At 63.1% G+C, this 16,856-nt stretch carries 19 protein-coding genes; 8 read left to right on the top strand and 11 right to left on the bottom strand.

Annotation, left to right across the window (positions count from 1 at the left end; translation table 11 throughout):
* Nucleotides 1-23: 23 nt before the first annotated feature.
* The gene (locus JHL16_RS30590) at nt 24-431 is read right to left on the bottom strand and encodes a hypothetical protein (protein WP_200188652.1); all 408 of its coding nucleotides are present in this window, start codon (nt 429-431) and stop codon (nt 24-26) included.
* Nucleotides 432-544: 113 nt separating this feature from the next.
* Between JHL16_RS30590 and JHL16_RS30595 the strand changes: the two genes are divergently transcribed.
* Nucleotides 545-1,705 (top strand): DNA recombination protein RmuC, encoded by a 1,161-nt coding sequence (locus tag JHL16_RS30595; protein ID WP_200188653.1) that lies wholly within the window; start codon nt 545-547, stop codon nt 1,703-1,705.
* On the opposite strand, the gene JHL16_RS30600 is transcribed toward JHL16_RS30595, so the two are convergent.
* On the bottom strand, nt 1,702-2,700 hold the full coding sequence (locus JHL16_RS30600) for a GlxA family transcriptional regulator (protein ID WP_200188654.1): 999 nt from the start codon (nt 2,698-2,700) through the stop codon (nt 1,702-1,704). The two genes, JHL16_RS30595 and JHL16_RS30600, sit on opposite strands and share 4 nt — an antisense overlap.
* A gap of 55 nt (nt 2,701-2,755) precedes the next feature.
* Here JHL16_RS30600 and JHL16_RS30605 point away from each other — a divergent pair, with 55 nt between their 5' ends.
* Nucleotides 2,756-3,067, top strand: coding sequence for a DUF1272 domain-containing protein (locus JHL16_RS30605; RefSeq protein WP_200188655.1), 312 nt, complete (start codon nt 2,756-2,758; stop codon nt 3,065-3,067).
* 26 nt (nt 3,068-3,093) lie between these two features.
* Here the strand turns inward: JHL16_RS30605 and JHL16_RS30610 are convergent, their stop codons facing one another.
* Nucleotides 3,094-4,020: a LysR family transcriptional regulator gene (locus JHL16_RS30610; RefSeq protein WP_200188656.1), complete on the bottom strand. Its 927-nt coding sequence runs from the start codon at nt 4,018-4,020 to the stop codon at nt 3,094-3,096.
* A 107-nt stretch (nt 4,021-4,127) separates the two neighbouring features.
* Between JHL16_RS30610 and JHL16_RS30615 the strand changes: the two genes are divergently transcribed.
* From JHL16_RS30615 to JHL16_RS30625, 3 genes are all read left to right on the top strand, one after another.
* A complete protein-coding gene (locus JHL16_RS30615; protein ID WP_200188657.1) occupies nt 4,128-4,412 on the top strand; it encodes a DUF4242 domain-containing protein in 285 nt (94 codons plus the stop codon).
* A 152-nt stretch (nt 4,413-4,564) separates the two neighbouring features.
* The gene (locus JHL16_RS30620) at nt 4,565-4,987 is read left to right on the top strand and encodes a GFA family protein (RefSeq protein WP_200188658.1); all 423 of its coding nucleotides are present in this window, start codon (nt 4,565-4,567) and stop codon (nt 4,985-4,987) included.
* 14 nt (nt 4,988-5,001) lie between these two features.
* The gene (locus JHL16_RS30625; protein WP_200188659.1) at nt 5,002-5,826 is read left to right on the top strand and encodes a class I SAM-dependent methyltransferase; all 825 of its coding nucleotides are present in this window, start codon (nt 5,002-5,004) and stop codon (nt 5,824-5,826) included.
* Here JHL16_RS30625 and JHL16_RS30630 read toward each other — a convergent pair whose 3' ends face one another.
* From JHL16_RS30630 to JHL16_RS30640, 3 genes are read right to left on the bottom strand one after another with little or no spacing between them, the layout of a single operon-like run.
* Nucleotides 5,827-7,350, bottom strand: a complete 1,524-nt coding sequence (locus JHL16_RS30630; RefSeq protein WP_200188660.1) for a DHA2 family efflux MFS transporter permease subunit — start codon at nt 7,348-7,350, stop codon at nt 5,827-5,829.
* A 15-nt stretch (nt 7,351-7,365) separates the two neighbouring features.
* Complete coding sequence (locus JHL16_RS30635) at nt 7,366-8,514, bottom strand: HlyD family secretion protein (protein ID WP_200188661.1); 1,149 nt, start codon at nt 8,512-8,514, stop codon at nt 7,366-7,368.
* Entirely contained in the window at nt 8,501-8,974 is a 474-nt protein-coding gene (locus JHL16_RS30640; protein ID WP_200188662.1) for a MarR family winged helix-turn-helix transcriptional regulator, read from the bottom strand. Before JHL16_RS30640 ends, JHL16_RS30635 begins: the two co-directional genes overlap by 14 nt.
* Before the next feature lie 204 nt (nt 8,975-9,178).
* Here JHL16_RS30640 and gap point away from each other — a divergent pair, with 204 nt between their 5' ends.
* Both gap and rpe read left to right on the top strand, forming a co-directional pair.
* Nucleotides 9,179-10,186: a type I glyceraldehyde-3-phosphate dehydrogenase gene (gene gap, locus JHL16_RS30645; protein ID WP_200188663.1), complete on the top strand. Its 1,008-nt coding sequence runs from the start codon at nt 9,179-9,181 to the stop codon at nt 10,184-10,186.
* A gap of 17 nt (nt 10,187-10,203) precedes the next feature.
* Nucleotides 10,204-10,878, top strand: coding sequence for a ribulose-phosphate 3-epimerase (gene rpe / locus JHL16_RS30650; protein WP_200188664.1), 675 nt, complete (start codon nt 10,204-10,206; stop codon nt 10,876-10,878).
* A gap of 10 nt (nt 10,879-10,888) precedes the next feature.
* Here the strand turns inward: rpe and JHL16_RS30655 are convergent, their stop codons facing one another.
* Nucleotides 10,889-11,776: a LysR substrate-binding domain-containing protein gene (locus tag JHL16_RS30655; protein ID WP_200188665.1), complete on the bottom strand. Its 888-nt coding sequence runs from the start codon at nt 11,774-11,776 to the stop codon at nt 10,889-10,891.
* Between the two features lie 90 nt (nt 11,777-11,866).
* Here JHL16_RS30655 and JHL16_RS30660 point away from each other — a divergent pair, with 90 nt between their 5' ends.
* Nucleotides 11,867-12,409 (top strand): Lrp/AsnC family transcriptional regulator, encoded by a 543-nt coding sequence (locus JHL16_RS30660; protein ID WP_200188666.1) that lies wholly within the window; start codon nt 11,867-11,869, stop codon nt 12,407-12,409.
* A 2-nt stretch (nt 12,410-12,411) separates the two neighbouring features.
* Here JHL16_RS30660 and JHL16_RS30665 read toward each other — a convergent pair whose 3' ends face one another.
* The 4 genes from JHL16_RS30665 to argH all read right to left on the bottom strand — a co-directional run bounded on the left by JHL16_RS30665 (nt 12,412) and on the right by argH (nt 16,856).
* The gene (locus JHL16_RS30665; protein ID WP_200188667.1) at nt 12,412-13,536 is read right to left on the bottom strand and encodes an NAD(P)/FAD-dependent oxidoreductase; all 1,125 of its coding nucleotides are present in this window, start codon (nt 13,534-13,536) and stop codon (nt 12,412-12,414) included.
* Nucleotides 13,529-14,956, bottom strand: a complete 1,428-nt coding sequence (locus tag JHL16_RS30670) for an FAD/NAD(P)-dependent oxidoreductase (protein ID WP_200188668.1) — start codon at nt 14,954-14,956, stop codon at nt 13,529-13,531. The genes JHL16_RS30665 and JHL16_RS30670 overlap by 8 nt, the downstream gene beginning before the upstream one ends.
* Nucleotides 14,946-15,266: a (2Fe-2S)-binding protein gene (locus JHL16_RS30675; protein ID WP_200188669.1), complete on the bottom strand. Its 321-nt coding sequence runs from the start codon at nt 15,264-15,266 to the stop codon at nt 14,946-14,948. Before JHL16_RS30675 ends, JHL16_RS30670 begins: the two co-directional genes overlap by 11 nt.
* Before the next feature lie 78 nt (nt 15,267-15,344).
* Nucleotides 15,345-16,856: an argininosuccinate lyase gene (gene argH, locus JHL16_RS30680; protein WP_200188670.1), complete on the bottom strand. Its 1,512-nt coding sequence runs from the start codon at nt 16,854-16,856 to the stop codon at nt 15,345-15,347.

A 16,856-nucleotide genomic window follows, 5' to 3' on the forward strand; every position in this document is an offset into this window, starting at 1 on the left:
TCCGATCTGCAGTGAATGAAGGATTAGAGCTGGGTGCCGCTCTTGTCCTTGCCGTCCATTTCGCGAGCGAAATCGAGGAAGCGGTCGAACATCTTGCCGAAGATGTCCATCATGCGATCGACTTCCTGATCGCTCGGCAGCTTGGCTGTAGCGCCCCCCTTTTCGAGCTCGGCCAGGCGCTTCTTCAGGCTCTCATTTTCATCTCGCAACCGACCCAATTCCTTAGTCCCATCAAGGCCTTCGTCCTTGACGGCGGTGCATTCCCACACGCCTGAGGAGACCGCGCAGAGCGACATCACGCCGGTCTGGGAATCGAGCCGCAGAAAGCCCTGTTCGACCTTTTCCAGCACATAGCGGCCGGTGATCTCCGCCGCCCCGACGCCGGAGGCCGCGAGCGCGATGGTCAATGACAGGAACAAGGGGCGCAGCATGGCAGGTCTCCTTCGGCCTCAATGTTACTCCGAATCCTGCCGGCTTTGTGACATTCGCGGATAAAGGCCGTTCATGTTTTGTATTTAACCGCCCGAATCGCGTAGGATGAGCCATGACCCTCGACCAGACCGTTCTCCAGATTGGCGGCCAGACCTTCAACCTGGGCCAGATCCTGCTCGCCGGCGCCGCCTTGGCCTTCCTCCTCCTCATCGTCACCGCGGTGATGGCCTGGCGCGGCCAGAAGCAGCGGCGCGAGGAAGGTCTCGAGACCATGCGCCGGGCGTCCGAGCTCGAATTCCGCCTCGCCGAAATGGCGGGCCAGCTCCGGAGCTTCACCGACCAGGCGGCGAGCGGCCAGCAGCATCTGGCGCGCACCCTCGATGAGCGCCTCGACCAGGTGAGCCACCGGGTCGGCCGTGGGCTCAATGAGCAGGCCGAGCGCACCCACCAGTCGCTGAAGCATCTCTATGAGAGGCTGGCGGTCATCGACACGGCGCAAGCCAATCTCACCCAGCTCTCCTCCGAGATGGTCTCGCTCAAGGATATCCTGTCCAACAAGCAGGCGCGTGGAGCTTATGGACAAGGCCGCATGGAGGCGATCATCCGCGACGGCCTGCATGCCAAGGCCTATGAGTTCCAGGCGACCTTGTCGAACGGCTCGCGGCCCGACTGCGTGATCAAGCTGCCCGAATCCGAATTGCGCCTGGTGCTCGACGCGAAATTCCCCCTCGAGGCCTTCAACGCACTGAAGGCCGCGACCGGCGAGGCCGAAATCCGCGCCGCTGAGACGCGGCTGCGGCGCGACGTCACCCTGCATGTGAAGGACATCGCCGGCAAATACCTCATCGCCGGCGAAACACATGAGACGGCGATCATGTTCGTGCCATCGGAATCGATCTATGCCGATCTCCATGAGCGCTTCGAGGATGTGCTGCAGAAAGCGCATCGCGAGCGCGTCATCATCGCCTCGCCCAATATATTGATGCTGCTGATCCAGACCATGCAGGCGATCTTCAAGGATGCGCGCATGCGCGAGCAGGCCGGCGTCATCAAGATCGAGGTAGTGCGGCTGCTGGAAGATGTCGGCCGGCTCAAGGACCGGGTGCTCGACCTGCAGCGCCATTTCGGCCAGGCGAACAGCGATCTCGAAAAGCTCGGCTTGTCGGCCGACAAGATCACCAAACGCGGCTTGCGCATCGAGCAGCTCGATGTCGAGGAGCCGGCAAAAATCGCCAGCGACGAAGCCCAGCTGCGACTGGTGCAGGGGCGCTAAGGCCTGCCCGCCGACGAGAAGCGTGCCCGGTAATCCTGGGGCGCGATCGCCATCTGGCGGAAAAAGCTGCGCCGCATGGTCTCCTCCGATCCGAAGCCGCAGCGCCGGGCGATGCGCTTCACCGGGTCGCGCGTCGTGGCGAGGAGCTGGCACGCTGCTTCGACCCGCATCTTCTCAACCGCACGGGCCGGCGTGACGCCCAGATTGGTCCGATAATGCCGCAACAGGCTGCGCTCACTCATGCCGGCGCGCTTGGCCAGCGCCGGCACGGAAAGATCCTGGGCGAGATTGCCCGCCATCCAACCATGCAGCGCGTCGAATGTGTCGTCACGCTCCTGATAGGTCAGCACGGTCGAGAATTGCGCCTGGCCACCCGGACGCTTGAGAAACACCACGAGCTCGCGCGCCACCGCGGCGGCGGCCGCATGACCGATATCTTCCTCGACCAGCGCAAGCGACATGTCGATGCCAGCGGTGACGCCGGCCGAGGTCCACAATGCCCCGTCGCGCACGAAGATGGCGTTCATGTCCACGCGCACTTTCGGGAAAATCCTGGCAAGCCGTTCGCAGTCGGACCAATGGGTCACGGCGCGCCGGCCATCGAGCAAACCCGCGGCGCCCAGAAGGAATGCGCCGGTGCAGACCGACGCGACACGCCGCGCCTTGCCGGCACGCGCGGAGAGCCAGCGGAGCAAGGCCTTATCCTGGCACGCGTCCTGAACGCTGGATCCGCCGGCAATGATCAAAGTGTCGACCGGCTTGCCCGGTGGCGGGAGACGCGCGGCCAGAAAGGCGAGACCGGCGGAGGTATTCACGGGCGACGCGCGTGCTACGACCTTAATGGCGTAAGGCGGCGGGCGTCCGGCCTGGCGCTCGAAATCATTCGCCGAGGCGAAGACCTGCAACGGACCCGCGACATCGAGCAATTGCAGGTCCGGAAAAGCGACGATCTCAACCGGCCGGGGCTGTGGCGGAATTCGAGGGTTCTTTGGCATTCACGCCAGAACATAGAAGGATAATCTGCCTCTGTCACGAATGAGGATCATACCGATGGCTCTGGAGTTGCGGCCGAACTGCGAATATTGCGACAAGGATCTTCCGCCCGCCTCGACGCTGGCGCGGATCTGTACCTATGAGTGCACGTTCTGCGCCGACTGTGCCGAGAAGGTGCTCGCCAATGTCTGTCCGAATTGCGGCGGCGGCTTCGCCCCGCGGCCGATCCGGCCCAAGACCGAATGGCGGCTCGGACTTTCGCTCGCCAAACGCCCCGCCTCGCAAAAGCGCATGGCCCTATCTTACAGTCACGCAGACATCGAGGCTCATAGCTGTCGGATCAGAGACATTCCGCCTGAGGAGCGCTGACGCCGAGCTCGCGCAAGGCGGTGGTTTCACGCCGCTGTTTGGTGGCGAAGATGGGCCGCGGTTTCGCCGCTCATATCCAGGAGCCAGGATCGAAACTGGCCGACCTGGGCGCGTCGCACCGCACTTTCTCTGAACGCGACCCGATAGGCATGTCCGGTCCACGCGCCTTGCGAAATGGGAAACGGCAGGGACAATCTCCCGCTCTCCAACTGCGCCTGCACCAATGCCAGCCCGCAAATCAGCATTCCGACATCCGAATAGACCGCTTCGAGCGCTTGCACGACATGGGCGTAACGTATGCCGCGTTCGGCTGCGGTTTTGCGATAGCCGTATCTGTTCACCCATTGCGGCCAGCCGATCGCGGTTGGATCACTTCTGTAGCAATCGAGATGAAGGAGGGGAAAACCTTCCAGTCGTTCGGCGGAGGTCAAGCCGGAAACCCGCGTCTTGATTCCGGGAGAGCTGATCGGAAGCAGGTAATCCTTGAACAATTCGTCCTCTTCAGCGCCGCCCCTTGGCTCACCAAACCAGATCTCGCAATCGGCTTGTCCAACGCGCATCGGCACGTCACCGACGCCGTTGACGCAGAAGAGCACGTTGGGATTCTCCGCTTTGAAGAGGGAAAGCCGGGGCTTCAGCCAGAGATCGGCCCAATCCGTATCGGCAACGACATGAATTTCGTGAACACGCTGAAAATCAAGAATCTTGGCCGCCGTCTCCATCTCCCGGAACGCCGCGCTGAGATGGGCAAGTGCGGCGGAAAGCTCACGGGTGGGGCGGATTCCGGAGCGCCCCCGCACCAGGAGATCGAGCCCCAGATAATCTTCGAGCGCTTTGATCCTCTGACCGGCCGCGGCCGGCGTAATACCCAGATGCTCTCCCGCCGCCTTGAGCGAACCGGTTCGGACCGCGAGCTCGAGCGCCTGGAGCGATTTGAGATGGGCGATAATCACTCCTCCATTAATAAAGATTTTCTTTAGTCATGTAAAGAACACTTAGCTTGCTTTGGCGGTGATCCCGAGCAAAATGACTTCATGAATAACCGGCGGAGGAAAACAAAATGGCGTATTTGAAGCGTTTTGTGATCGAGCGCGACATTCCAGGCGTCGGCGCAATGTCGATCGTCGAGCTGTGCGGCGTGGCGCGCGCCTCTAATCAGGCCATCGACAAGATCGGCTCCGGCATCCAGTGGCAACACAGCTATGTCGCCGGCGACAAGTCATTCTGTGTCTACCTGGCCAGCGATGAAGCCGCGATCCGGAGGCATTCGGAGCTGAGCGGCATCCCGGTCACACGCATCACCGAGATTACCCAGATCGTCGACCCGTTGACCGCCAATAACTGAAGAGAAGTCCGGCGCGGCCGCGTCGGGCGATCACGCGCCCGGCCCGATCCTATGCGCCGCCGATTTCACCCGCGTTCAGACCACTGAAGAATCCACCGGAAGAGTCCTGCTCTTCCAACAATAGAGTGCAACCAAAATCCTGAGGAAACATCATGACCTACAAAGGCAGCTGCTTCTGCGGCGCAGTCACACTCGAAATCAGCGGATCACCGGAGGCGATGGGCTATTGCCATTGCAGCTCGTGCCGCTCCTGGTCGGGTGGTCCCGTCAACGCCTTCAGCCTGTGGAAACCGGAAGCGGTCAAAGTCACCGCGGGCGCCGAGCATGTGGCGAGCTTCGCAAAGACCCCATTGAGCCATCGGAAATACTGCAAGAAATGCGGCGGGCATCTGATGACCGACCATCCGCCGCTCGGCCTCGTGGATGTCTTCGCCGCGACCATTCCGACGCTCGACTTCAAGCCAGGCGTCCATGTCAACTATGCCGAGACGGTGCTGCGCATGCGCGACGGGCTGCCGAAGCTCAGTGATTTTCCCGCCGAGCTCGGCGGCTCCGGCCAGGCCGTGGCGGAATGACGAAGGGTGAGATCATGAATATTCAAAATCACAACGTCACCGACTTCACCGCGATCAAAGGCCGCCAGCAGGGCGCCTGGAGCTCCGGCGACTATGCCGTCGTCGGCACCACGCTGCAGATCGTCGGCGAGCTTCTGTGCGAAGCCGTCGATCTGCGCAGCACCGAGCGCGTGCTCGATGTCGCCGCCGGCAACGGCAATGCGACGCTCGCCGCCGCCCGCCGCTTCGCCAACGTCATCTCGACCGATTATGTCGGCGCGCTGCTGGAACGGGGGCGCGTGCGGGCCGAGGCCGAGGGGCTCGCCGTCACCTTCCAGGAGGCTGATGCCGAGGCGCTTCCCTTTGGCGATGCGAGCTTCGATGTCATTCTTTCAACTTTTGGCGTGATGTTCACGCCGCATCAGGAGCAGGCGGCGCGGGAAATGCTGCGCGTCTGCCGGCCGGGCGGCAAGATCGGCCTGGCCAATTGGACACCGGATAGCTTCATCGGCCGTCTGTTCAGGATCATCGGCAAATATGTCCCGCCGGCGCCGGGCCTAAGATCACCGGCCTTATGGGGCAAGGAGGAGCATCTCAAGACGCTGTTCGGCGCCGGCGTCACGGTCACGGCGCAAAGCCGGAACTTCGTCTTCCGCTACAAGTCGCCGAGGCACTGGCTGGAGATATTCCGAGGCTACTATGGCCCGGTGCTGAAGACCTTCGCCGCGATCGAGCCCGAGGCGCGCAGCAATCTCGAGACGGACATCTATGCCCTGCTCACCGAGCTGAACACGGTCACCGATGGAAGCCTCGTCATTCCGAGCGAATATCTCGAGGCAGTCATCGTCAAGAAAGGATAACTAATCGGCGGCGACGGCGGGAGCGCCACCGCCGCCCCGCTTGGACGGCTTCGACAGCAGGAAAGCCAGAGGCAGCGTGGCGAGCGCCACATACATCATCAGCAGATAGTCATTGGCATAGGCAACGACGGCCGATTGCTTGGTCACCTCGGCATTGAGCGCCGCCTTGCCGGACAGCGTCGTCATGTCCCAGATCTGGTTCAGCCCCGGCATATGGAGTCCGAGATTGAACGGCGTCACCTGGGCGGCGAGATCGGCATGCACGATCACGGTATTGCGGGTCAGCATGAAGATGACGATCGAGATGCCGATGCTCGAGCCGATATTGCGCATCAGGCTGAACAACGACGTCGCCTGGGTGCGGTAGCGCGGATCGAGGGTGGCGAAGGTGATGGTCGACAGCGGCACGAAGACAAAGCCGAGACCGGCGCCCTGGATGATGCCGGTGCGGATGATCGTCGCCTGCGATACGTCGGTCGTGTAATACATCATCTCCCACAGAGTGAAAGCAATCAGCACCAGACCGAAGGCGAAGAGGAAGCGCGGGTCGATGCGCGAGATCACCCGGCCGACGATCATCATGGCGACCATGGTGCCGATGCCGCGCGGCGCCATTACGAGACCGGCGGTCAGCACCGGATAGCCCATGATCTGCTGCAGGAACGGGGTAAGCAGCGCCATGGTGGCGAGCAGGATGATGCCGACGATGAAGATGGCGATGAGGCCGATGGAGAAATTGCGGTCGGCAAAGATCTTGGGATCAATGAACGGGTTGTCCGCTGTCATCATATGGACGATGAACATATAAAAGGCGGTGATGGCGATGCCGCCTTCGATCATGATTTCGACGGAGGAGAACCAGTCGAGATTTTCGCCACGGTCGAGCATCATCTGCAGGCCGCCGATCGAGAAGGCGAGCAGCAGGAAGCCGGTCCAGTCGAAGCTCGTCTTGGTGCGGGGCGAGTCGGTGAGATAGGTCATGAGGCCGGCAATGGTGAGGATGCCGACCGGCACGTTGATGAAGAACACCCAGCGCCAGTTGTAATATTCGGTGAGCCAGCCGCCCAGAGTGGGACCGAGGATCGGGCCGACCATGACGCCGACGCCCCAGATGGCCATGGCCGAGCCATGCCTCTCGCGCGGATAGGAATCGAGCAGCACCGACTGCGACAGCGGCACCAGCGGCGCGCCGAATATGCCCTGCAGCAGGCGATAGAGCACCATCTGCTCGAGCGAGGCGGCGAGGCCGCACAGGACCGAGGCGATGGTGAAGCCCAGGACGGCGATCACAAAGACCGGCTTGCGGCCGAAACGCGTCACCAGGAAGCCGGTCACCGGGATCATGATGGCGGCGGCGACGATATAGGACGTAAGAACCCAGTTGATCTGGTCGAGCGTGGCCGACAGCGAGCCCATCATATAAGGCAGCGCGACATTGGCGATGGTCGTGTCGAGCGCCTGCATGATGGTGGCAAGCATCACGCAGACCGTGATGATGCCCCTATGAGGAACGGTGTCGCTCATGGCGATATCTCTGGATCATTCCGCCGCTTTGGCCGACGAGCCGAAGAGCGACCACAGGCTGCGGCTATGGCCGGTGTCGATCGAAACATCGACGCTCATGCCGGAGGTGAGCCGCGGTGCGTCCGCTTCATTCTCGATGACAAGCTTCACCGGCACGCGCTGGACGACCTTCACCCAGTTGCCGGTGGCGTTCTGCGGCGGCAGCACGGAGAATTCGGACCCGGTCGCGGGGCTGAGGCTGGTGACCTTCGCCTTCCACGTCTTGCCCGGATAGGCATCAACGCTGACTTCGGCTTCATCACCCACTTTGAGATAAGTGAGATCGGTTTCCTTAGGATTGGCCTCGACCCAGAGATCGTTGCTGGCGACGAGACTCAGCGCCGGCTGACCGACGGTGACATAGGAGCCGACGCGCAGATTCTCGACATTGGCGACGGTGCCGGACCAGGGCGCCAGAATAGTCGAACGGGTCAGGTCGCGCTGCGCCTTGTCGATCGCCGACTTGGCTTCTAGCATGCGCGGATGATTGTCGACCGGGCCATCAGCATTGCCGCCCAATTGCGAGAGCGTGGCATCGGCGGCACGCTGGGCGCCGCGCAATTGTTCCCGGGCGGTGTCGAGATCGCGACGCGCCTGATCGAGCGAAGCCTGGGCGGCGACGCCGCGCTGCTGCAAGTTGAGCTGGCGGTCATAGGTCGTCTGGGCATAATCGAGCGACGACTTCGCCTGGTCGATAGCGGAGAGATTCTGCCGATAGGTGGCCTGCAGCGCGATCAGATCGTTGCGCACCATGCCGAGTTGCGCTTCGGCGCCGGCCAGCGTGATGCGGAAGGGCTCGTCGTCGAGCTTGAACAAAAGAGCGCCCTTCTCGACAGCTTCATTTTCATGCACGGCGACCTCGGCGACGGTGCCAGGCACGTCGGTCGCCACATTCATGATCGCCGCCTGGATATAGGCATTGTCGGTTTCGACATAACGACCGCCCGCCAGATACATTTCACCGGCGACGGCCAGGGCCACCAGCGGGCCCAAAGTGAGGAGGCTGATGCGCAGGAGCTTGCGCTTGTTGCGCCGCTTCGGCGCGACCGGCAGGTCTACGACCTTGGCGGGTTCACGGGCTTCGAGGGTCTCACGCTTTTCGGTCTTTGCTTCAACGGCGGCCATTTCCAACTCTCCTCTCATCGGCCGTGTCACTCATGATGGCGATGAGATTGTCTTTCATCTTGGCGAAGAGGCGCATCGCCTCGTCGATTTCGGTGTCGCTCATGCCCTGAAGGAGCTCGGCGCGGGTCTCGCCGGCAATGTGCTTGAGAGTCTCCAGAAGCGGATGCGCGGCCGGCAATAAATAAAGTGACCAGGCGCGGCGGTCGGTCGGGTGTGGGCGGCGCTCGATGAGGCCGGCCTGCTCCAGCCGGTCGACCAGGCGGCCGACGGTGATGGGCTCGACCTCGAGAAGCTCGGCCAGGGCGCCCTGGTTGAGGCCTTCCTTGAGATAGATCTCTTTCAAGACCTGCCATTGCGCACGGGTCAGGCCGGTGCCGCGGACATTCTGCTCGAACCGCTTGCGCAACAGGCGGCCGGTATCGATCAGCAGAAGGCCAATGGATGCATGTTCGGGTTTCATAGCCACAGACATCTAAGGTTCGGGCATATAATAAGCAAGCTTATATTATCTATGGCTAATGTAAGCTCAGCTATGTTGCCAACGCATGACCTTTGGCACGGGCGGCCCTTCGTCCCGCCCTGGCCATTTTCCCTTCCCCCCGCCGGCCAGTCGTCTATAAAGCGGGCCCTGCTCATTTAAGTCTGCCGAAGAGGAGAGAGAGACATGGCTGTACGCGTCGCGATCAACGGATTTGGCCGAATTGGCCGCAATATCGTACGGGCCATCTTCGAATCGGGACGCAAGGATATCGACGTCGTGGCCGTCAACGATCTGGGCCCGGTCGAGACCAATGCCCACCTCTTACGTTACGACAGCGTGCATGGCCGCTTCCCGCATGAAGTGACGGTCTCCGGCGACACGATCTCGATCGGCAAGGAAAAGTTCAAGGTCACCGCCATCAAGGACCCGGCGCAGCTGCCCTGGAAAGAGCTCGGCGTCGACATCGCGCTCGAATGCACCGGCATCTTCACCTCGAAAGAGAAGGCCTCGGCCCATATCACCGCCGGCGCCAAGCGGGTGATCGTCTCGGCGCCTGCCGACAATGCCGACCTCACCGTCGTCTATGGCGTCAATCACGACAAGCTCACCAAGGACCATGTCGTCATCTCGAACGCGTCCTGCACCACGAACTGCTTGGCGCCCGTCGCCAAGGTGCTGAATGACGCGATCGGCATCGACAAGGGCTTCATGACGACGATCCATGCCTATACCGGCGACCAGCCGACGCTCGACACGATGCACAAGGATCTCTATCGCGCCCGCGCCGCGGCGCTGTCGATGATCCCGACCTCGACCGGTGCCGCCAAGGCCGTGGGCCTGGTGCTGCCCGAGCTCAAGGGCCGTCTCGACGGTGTCTCGATCCGCGTGCCGACCCCCAATGTGTCGGTGGTCGACTTCAAATTCGTCGCCAAGCGCGCGACGAGCGTCGAGGAAGTCAACGGCGCCATCCAGCGTGCCGCCGAGCAGCAGCTCAAGGGCATCCTCGGCTACACCAACGATCCCAATGTCTCGATCGACTTCAACCACAATCCGAATTCGTCGACCTTCCATATGGACCAGACCAAGGTCATGGACGGCACGCTGGTGCGCGTGCTCGCCTGGTACGACAATGAATGGGGCTTCTCCAACCGCATGGCCGACACGGCCGTCGCGGTGAGCAAATTCATCTGATCAGGCAAGTCCGACAAATGGCCCGTCCGCTTCATATCGCGCCGTCCATCCTCTCCGCCGATTTCGCCAGACTCGGCGAGGAGGTGCGCGCGATCGATGAAGCGGGCGCCGACTGGATCCATATCGACGTGATGGACGGGCATTTCGTGCCCAACCTCACATTCGGTCCGCCGGTGATGGCGGCGATCCGGCCGGTGACCAGGAAAATCTTCGACGTGCATCTGATGATCGCGCCGGTCGATCGCTATCTCGAAGCCTTTGCCAAGGCCGGCGCCGATATCATCACTGTCCATGCCGAAGCAGGTCCGCATCTCGACCGCTCCCTGCAGACGATCAGGGCGCTCGGCAAGAAAGCCGGCGTGGCGCTCAACCCGTCGACACCGGTCGCCCATATCAAACATGTGCTCGACCGCCTCGATCTCATCCTGGTGATGACGGTCAATCCGGGCTTCGGCGGCCAGAGCTTCATCCCTGCGATGATCGAGAAGATCCGCGAGACGCGTGATCTCGTCCAGGGCCGCGATATCGACATCGAGGTCGATGGCGGCATCACCGCCGAAACGGCGCCGCTCGTCGTCAAGGCCGGCGCCAATGCGCTGGTCGCCGGCTCCGCCGTATTCAAGGGCGACGCCAAGGCCTATGGCCGCAACATCTCCGCTATCCGCACCAGCGCCGTCAGCATCGCCGCTTGATCCACCGGAGCTACTCCAGCCCGGCCGTCCTCAGCCATTCGACGAAAGTCTCCGCCGCCGGATTGGCGTTGCGGATCACAGCATAGTAACCGCCCAAAACAGCGCCTTTGGCGCCGCATGGCATCGCGAGATCGTCGCGCGCCAGGATCGGTGAGATGAAAGCCATATTCGCCTGGGCGATGCCGAGGCCGGCGAGGCAGGCATCGATCGAAGCCTCGTCGGTATCGAAGATCAGCACATTCTTCTGCGGCTGATAGGCGACGCCCTGCTGGCGGCACCATTGATGCCACGACCAGCCGTCGGGCGTGTCCTGCAGGATCGGATAGGACATCAGCTGCTCCGGCGTGAGCGAGGCGTTCTTCGCCGCAATGAGATCGGCGCGGCAGATCGGCACCGTCCGGTCGAGCAGGAACAAGGCGCCGAATTCGCCATCGAGGCGCGGCTCGCCGCGCAGATAAACGATCTCGATATCGGTCTGGTCGCCGGCCGGCGGCGGCATGGTGCGCAGTCTCAGATCGGTGGCCGGGTGCGTCTTGCGGAATTCACCGAGCCGCGGGATGAGCCAGCGCTGCATCAAGGTCAACGGCACCTTGACGGTCAGGCGCGTCGCCAGCCCATAGACCTCCTGCACGCCGGTGCGCACCGCGGCGAGCGCGACATTGACCTTGGCCAGGAACACCCGGCCCGCCTCGGTCAGCTCGATCGAATTGTGGCCACGCTGGAACAAAACGGCGCGGATCGATTCCTCCAGATGTTTGATCTGGCGGCTGACGGCGCCGGGGGTGAGCGACAACTCATCGGCCGCCTGCTTGACGCTGCCATGGCGCGCCGTTGCCTCGAAGGCGACCAGCGTGTGCAGCCAGGCCATCATCGGGACGTCAGAGTGCAAATTTCTCATTCAGAGCTTCCATCTTTTCGTTTGCTTGACCAGCCGCTCCGGTGATGACTTGGCGAGAATGCTTAAGGGAGATCCGGTGAGGATAGTACTATGAACGCCCATTTCCAGAAAACCGAAGGAATGCCGCTGCAGAACAAGGTCGACCGCATCGACCTCAAGATCCTGGTCGAGCTGCAGAAGAGCGGCCGGATCACCAATCAGGACCTCTCAACTTTGGTCGGCATCTCGCCCAGCCCCTGCCACAAGCGGGTGCGCCGGCTCGAGAGGCTGGGCCTCGTCAAGGGCTACCGCGCCCAGATCTATTGGACGAAGCTCTATTCCAATGTGACCGTCCTGGCGGCGGTGTCGCTGAAAAATCACGGCACGCACGACTTCCAGACCTTCGAGCGTATCGTGCGCCGGATCACCGAGATCACCAGCTGCTTCGGCTTGGCCGGCCCCTATGACTATATGCTGCGCTTCGACTGCGCCGATCTCGCGGCGTACGAGGAATTGTCACGCGAGATGCTCGCCGGCGAAGTGCAGTTCTCGCGCTATGACAGCTTCGTCGTACTGCGCGAGATCAAGAACGAACCGGTGCTGCCAGGTCCCGTGCAGGACCCGACCCGGATCGAACTCAAGCGCGTCGCCTGAATTCATGATGTCTTGAAGCGGCGCGGGCTGAAGCCCGATATGTCGGTCGCCGTCTTTCCCCTCAGGATGAGATCGGCGACGACCGCACCGGTCGCCGGCCCGAGCTGGAAGCCATGGCCGGAAAATCCGAAAGCATGGATGAGGCCGTCGCGCACCGGGCTCGGCCCCAGAATGGGGAGCGAGTCCGGCGTCTTGCCTTCGACGCCGGACCACGTGCGCAGGAAGGTTCGGCCCTTCAGCATCGGCAGGATGTCGATGGCGATCCGCGAGGCGTCGAAGACATTCTGCGGCACATAAGAGGCGCGCGACGTATCGAGATCGGCGCGGCCCGGCCCACGCCCGAACAGCAGATTGCCGCGGCCGATCTGGCGGGCATAGAAGAAACGGCCATTGACCGGATAGTCGACGGTCGCCGTCACCTGGCGCGCAAAAGGCTCGCTCACCACCATTTGCGGCGCCATCACGTCGAGCGGATAGTCCTCGCCGAAGTGCTGCGCGATACGATTGCCCCAGGCGCCCGCGGCATTGACGAGAATGGGGCTGCGAATGACCGCGCCCTTGCCGGTCGCGATCTCGAAGCGGCCATTGTGATAACCGAGCGAGGTCACCGGCTCTTGCTCGCGGATCGTCACGCCGAGCTTGCGCACGGCACGGGCGAAGACCGGCGTCACGAGGCGTGGATTGGCGGCACCGTCGGTCGCCACGTAAATGCCGCCCAGCATGCGCCGGCCGATCCAGGGGAAACGTTTGGCGACAGCGGCGCCCGACAGCATTTCGGCGCCGACCCCAAACGCATTCGCCTCGGGCGCCCATTTCTCCACCGCGGCCAGATGATCCTCACGGTCGCAGATCTCGACATGGCCGGTGAATTCCGTCTCGCAGTCATGACCGATCAGATCCTTGAGCTTCCGCCAGATCTCGCGCGCCCTGAGGCTCAACGACAGCTCGGCCATGGCACGGCCATTGGTGCGCAGGCCACCAAAATTCACACCGCTCGCCTGCGCGCCGACCGTACCTTTCTCGAGCACGGTTACGCGCTTGCCGGCGAGCGCCAGATGATAGGCCGAAGCCACACCGGCAATGCCGCCGCCGATGATCGCGATATCGGTTTCGGTCGTCTCAGCCATCTTCCAGAACCTTGTCGGCCTGCTCCAGCCATTGCTGAACCTGAACGGCGCCTTCCGCCTTGCCGGCAGCCGCCTTGTAATGAAGCGGCTTCACCGGTGCCTGGCCGCGCAGCCGCCCGACCTCTTCGAGCGGGCGGCCGGTTTCGGCGGCGAGAAGCTCGGCCAGGACATGACCGCAGACGCGGCCCTGGCAACGGCCCATGCCTGGCCGTGCAAAGGCCTTGAGCCGGTTGACGTCATTTGGCTCCAGCTCGGTGATGGCGGCGCGCACCTCGCCGAAGGTCACATTCTCGCAGCGGCAGAGGATGGTTTCGTCCGGCGTATCGGCCAGCCATTCGGCCGGCAGCGGGAAGCTTTGCTCGATACCCTCTCTGAAGATCGCCTGGCGCTTGAGCGCACGGCGAATGACACTTTGCCGTTCCGCGGAAACCGGCAGCCCCAGATCGGCAAGGACCGCCCAGGCGGCGCGTTCGCCCGTGAGCTCGGCCACATCGGCGCCACCGATCGCATGACCATCGCCCGCGACATAGACACCCTCGGCCACCCGGCCCTCGCCGTCATGGGCGAGAACCCATTGCCGGAATGTCCGATCGAAACGCGTGCGGGCTCCCGCCAGCTCGGCGAGCTGCATCTCGGGATTGAGGCCGAAGCCCAGGCCGACTGCATCGCAAGCGAGCCACTGCTTCTTTCCACCCTTTTCGAAACTGATGGCCGTCACCGATTGTGTCCCCTCGACACGGGCGAGACGGACGCCTTCATGAAGGGCCACGCCCTTCGCCTTGAGGTCGCGGCGGAATTTTAGCCCCCTGAACATGAGGCGCGGCAAAGCGAGCAGCTTGAGGCTTGCCGCGATCTTATTGGCGAAAGCGGACGTGTCGAGCACCGCCACGACATGGGCGCCCGCCTTCATATATTGCCAGGCGACGAGATAAAGCAGCGGACCGGCGCCGGCGAAAACCACCTGGCGTCCGATGGCGCAAGCTTGATGCTTCAAGGCAATCTGGGCGCCGCCCAAAGTGAACACACCCGGCAAGGTCCAGCCCGGTATTGGCAGGATTCTGTCCATGGCGCCGGTGGTGAGCACCAGGCGATCGAAGGGAATTTCGTCGACGCCCTTCGGACCGTTGGTGAAGACCTTGCGGTCGAAGATGTTCCAGACCAGCGCATTGGGCCGGTAGTCGATGCTGCCGGCAAGCGCATCGAAGCTCCGATGCAGTGCCGTCGCTTTCTCCGCCTCGCTGCCATAGACTTCGTCGGCCTGGCGCCCGAAGCCCGCCGGCTGACGTCGGTAAATCTGGCCGCCGCTCGCCGGCGCCTCGCTGATGCCGGTGATGTTCCGACAGCCTTGGCGGAGCAAGGTCTCGGCCGCGCGTGTGCCGGCCGGGCCACTGCCGATGATGACGATCTTCTCAAGCGACATGGTGCTGCGGGTCGGCCGTGTAGATGTCCATTCCGCCCTCGACATAGGTCGTGCAGGCGCGGACGCGCTCGCCGTCGGCGCGGTACATCCAGCAATCCTGACAGGCGCCCATATTACAGAAGCCGGCGCGTGGACCGTCTCCGAATTCTGACTGGCGCAGATGCCGCCCGGCGAGCAGCACCGCGGTGAGCACCGTGTCGCCGGCAAGACAAGAAAACCGCTTGCCATCGATCTTGATCTCGACAGCCGGCCGCGCCTGCTCGCCGAGTCGCACGAATTGGCCGCCTCCGATATTTTGTTCATCCTTCATGGGAGCATCTAAGCGTCTGCGGCATGCCGCTTTGTGTCGAAGAGAGCCTGAAACGCGGCAAAATCTTCCAAAAGCGCTTCAGGATTCTGCGGTTTTCATGAGGGTGCAAATCTGCGATTCGAGACGTTGCCGCGCCGCCGTGACGGCGGACAGACGCGCGCGCAGCTCGTCGGCATCGCGATCGGCTTCCTCCTCGAGCGTGGCGCAGAGCTTGCGTGTCTCGGAGGGCGAGGCCGATCCGGCCGATTGGCGCCGGCGCACCGCCTTGGCGGGGTCGAGCACGCCAAGCAGATCGGCAGCGGCGACCGGTAAGGATCGGCCCATCACGCGCTCGAAGGCCTGACACAGATCGCTTTCACGCATATCCATCGCGCCGAGATCGCGCGCTATCGCGTCGCGCACGAGATCGGCGACGACATGATGCGCCTGGCGGAAGGACAGGCCGCATTGGCGGACCAGCTCATCGGCAAGATCGGTCGCGGTCGAAAAACCTTCCGCGGCGCGCTTGGCCATGACGCCGGGCCGTGGCTCGATGCGGTCGGCCACCAGCGCCGCGATCTTCACCGCATTCAGGCTCAGGCGCAGCGCCGGCCAGAGTGGCGCCAAAGCCCCGCGGCTCGTATCGCCGGCATGGCTAAAGTGCCCGCCTTTGAAGATGGTGAAGGTTGCGGTGAGGCCGCCCAGAACCTCGCCCGAGGCGCTTTTCAGGAACTCGACGGCGATCGGGTTCTTCTTCTGCGGCATGATACTGGAAATGCCGGCGATGTTGTCCGGGAAGGAGACCAGTCCGAATTCCGGCGTCGCCCAGACATAGAGATCCTGAGCGAAACGGCCCCAGGTCGAAGCGAGGCTCAGCATGGCGAGCGCCGCGTCCCAGGCATAATCGCGCGACGCGACGGCGTCCTGCGTATGGAGGCGCACATTGTCGAAGCCGAGCAGGTCGGCGACCAGATCGCGGTCGATCGCGAAGGACGTGCCGGCCAGCGCGCAGGCGCCCAGGGGGCAGCTGTTCGCCGCTTCATAGGCGCGGAACAGGCGCTCCGCGTCACGTGTCAACGCCGTCGCGATGCCGGCGAGATAGAAGCCGAAGGTGATGGGCTGCGCCAGCTGCAGATGCGTATAGCCCGGCATCACCATGTCGGCGAAAGACAGGGCACGCTCGGTTAGGACACGCCGCCAGTCGATCACGGCGGCGATCATCTCCGCCAGCAAAGAGCGCATGGCGAGCCGGTCGAGCGTGGCGTTGATGTCGTTGCGGCTGCGGGCGATATGAAGCCTGCCGCCTGCTTCCGCGCCGGCCCGCACCATCAGCGCCGCCTCGAAATTGAAATAGCCGTCCTCGCGGGAGGGATCACGCGGAATGGCGGCGATCCCCTCGCCACGGATGGCCGTCAGCGCCTCGGCGAGCTTCAGCGCGTCGCGTGCCGATACCAGCCCCATGCGTTCCAGCATGATCAGATGCGCCTCGTTGACGGCGCAGAGATCGTCGATGCCGCCGCCAAGCTCGCGCTCGATACGCGGCCGGAAAACCAGATCGAGAATTTCCGGCGCCAGTGGCTCCGACAGACGGGGCGAGATCTGCTGGGTCAC

Source organism: Taklimakanibacter albus (genome assembly GCF_016595235.1).
Taxonomy (GTDB): Bacteria; Pseudomonadota; Alphaproteobacteria; order Rhizobiales; family Aestuariivirgaceae; genus Taklimakanibacter; species Taklimakanibacter albus.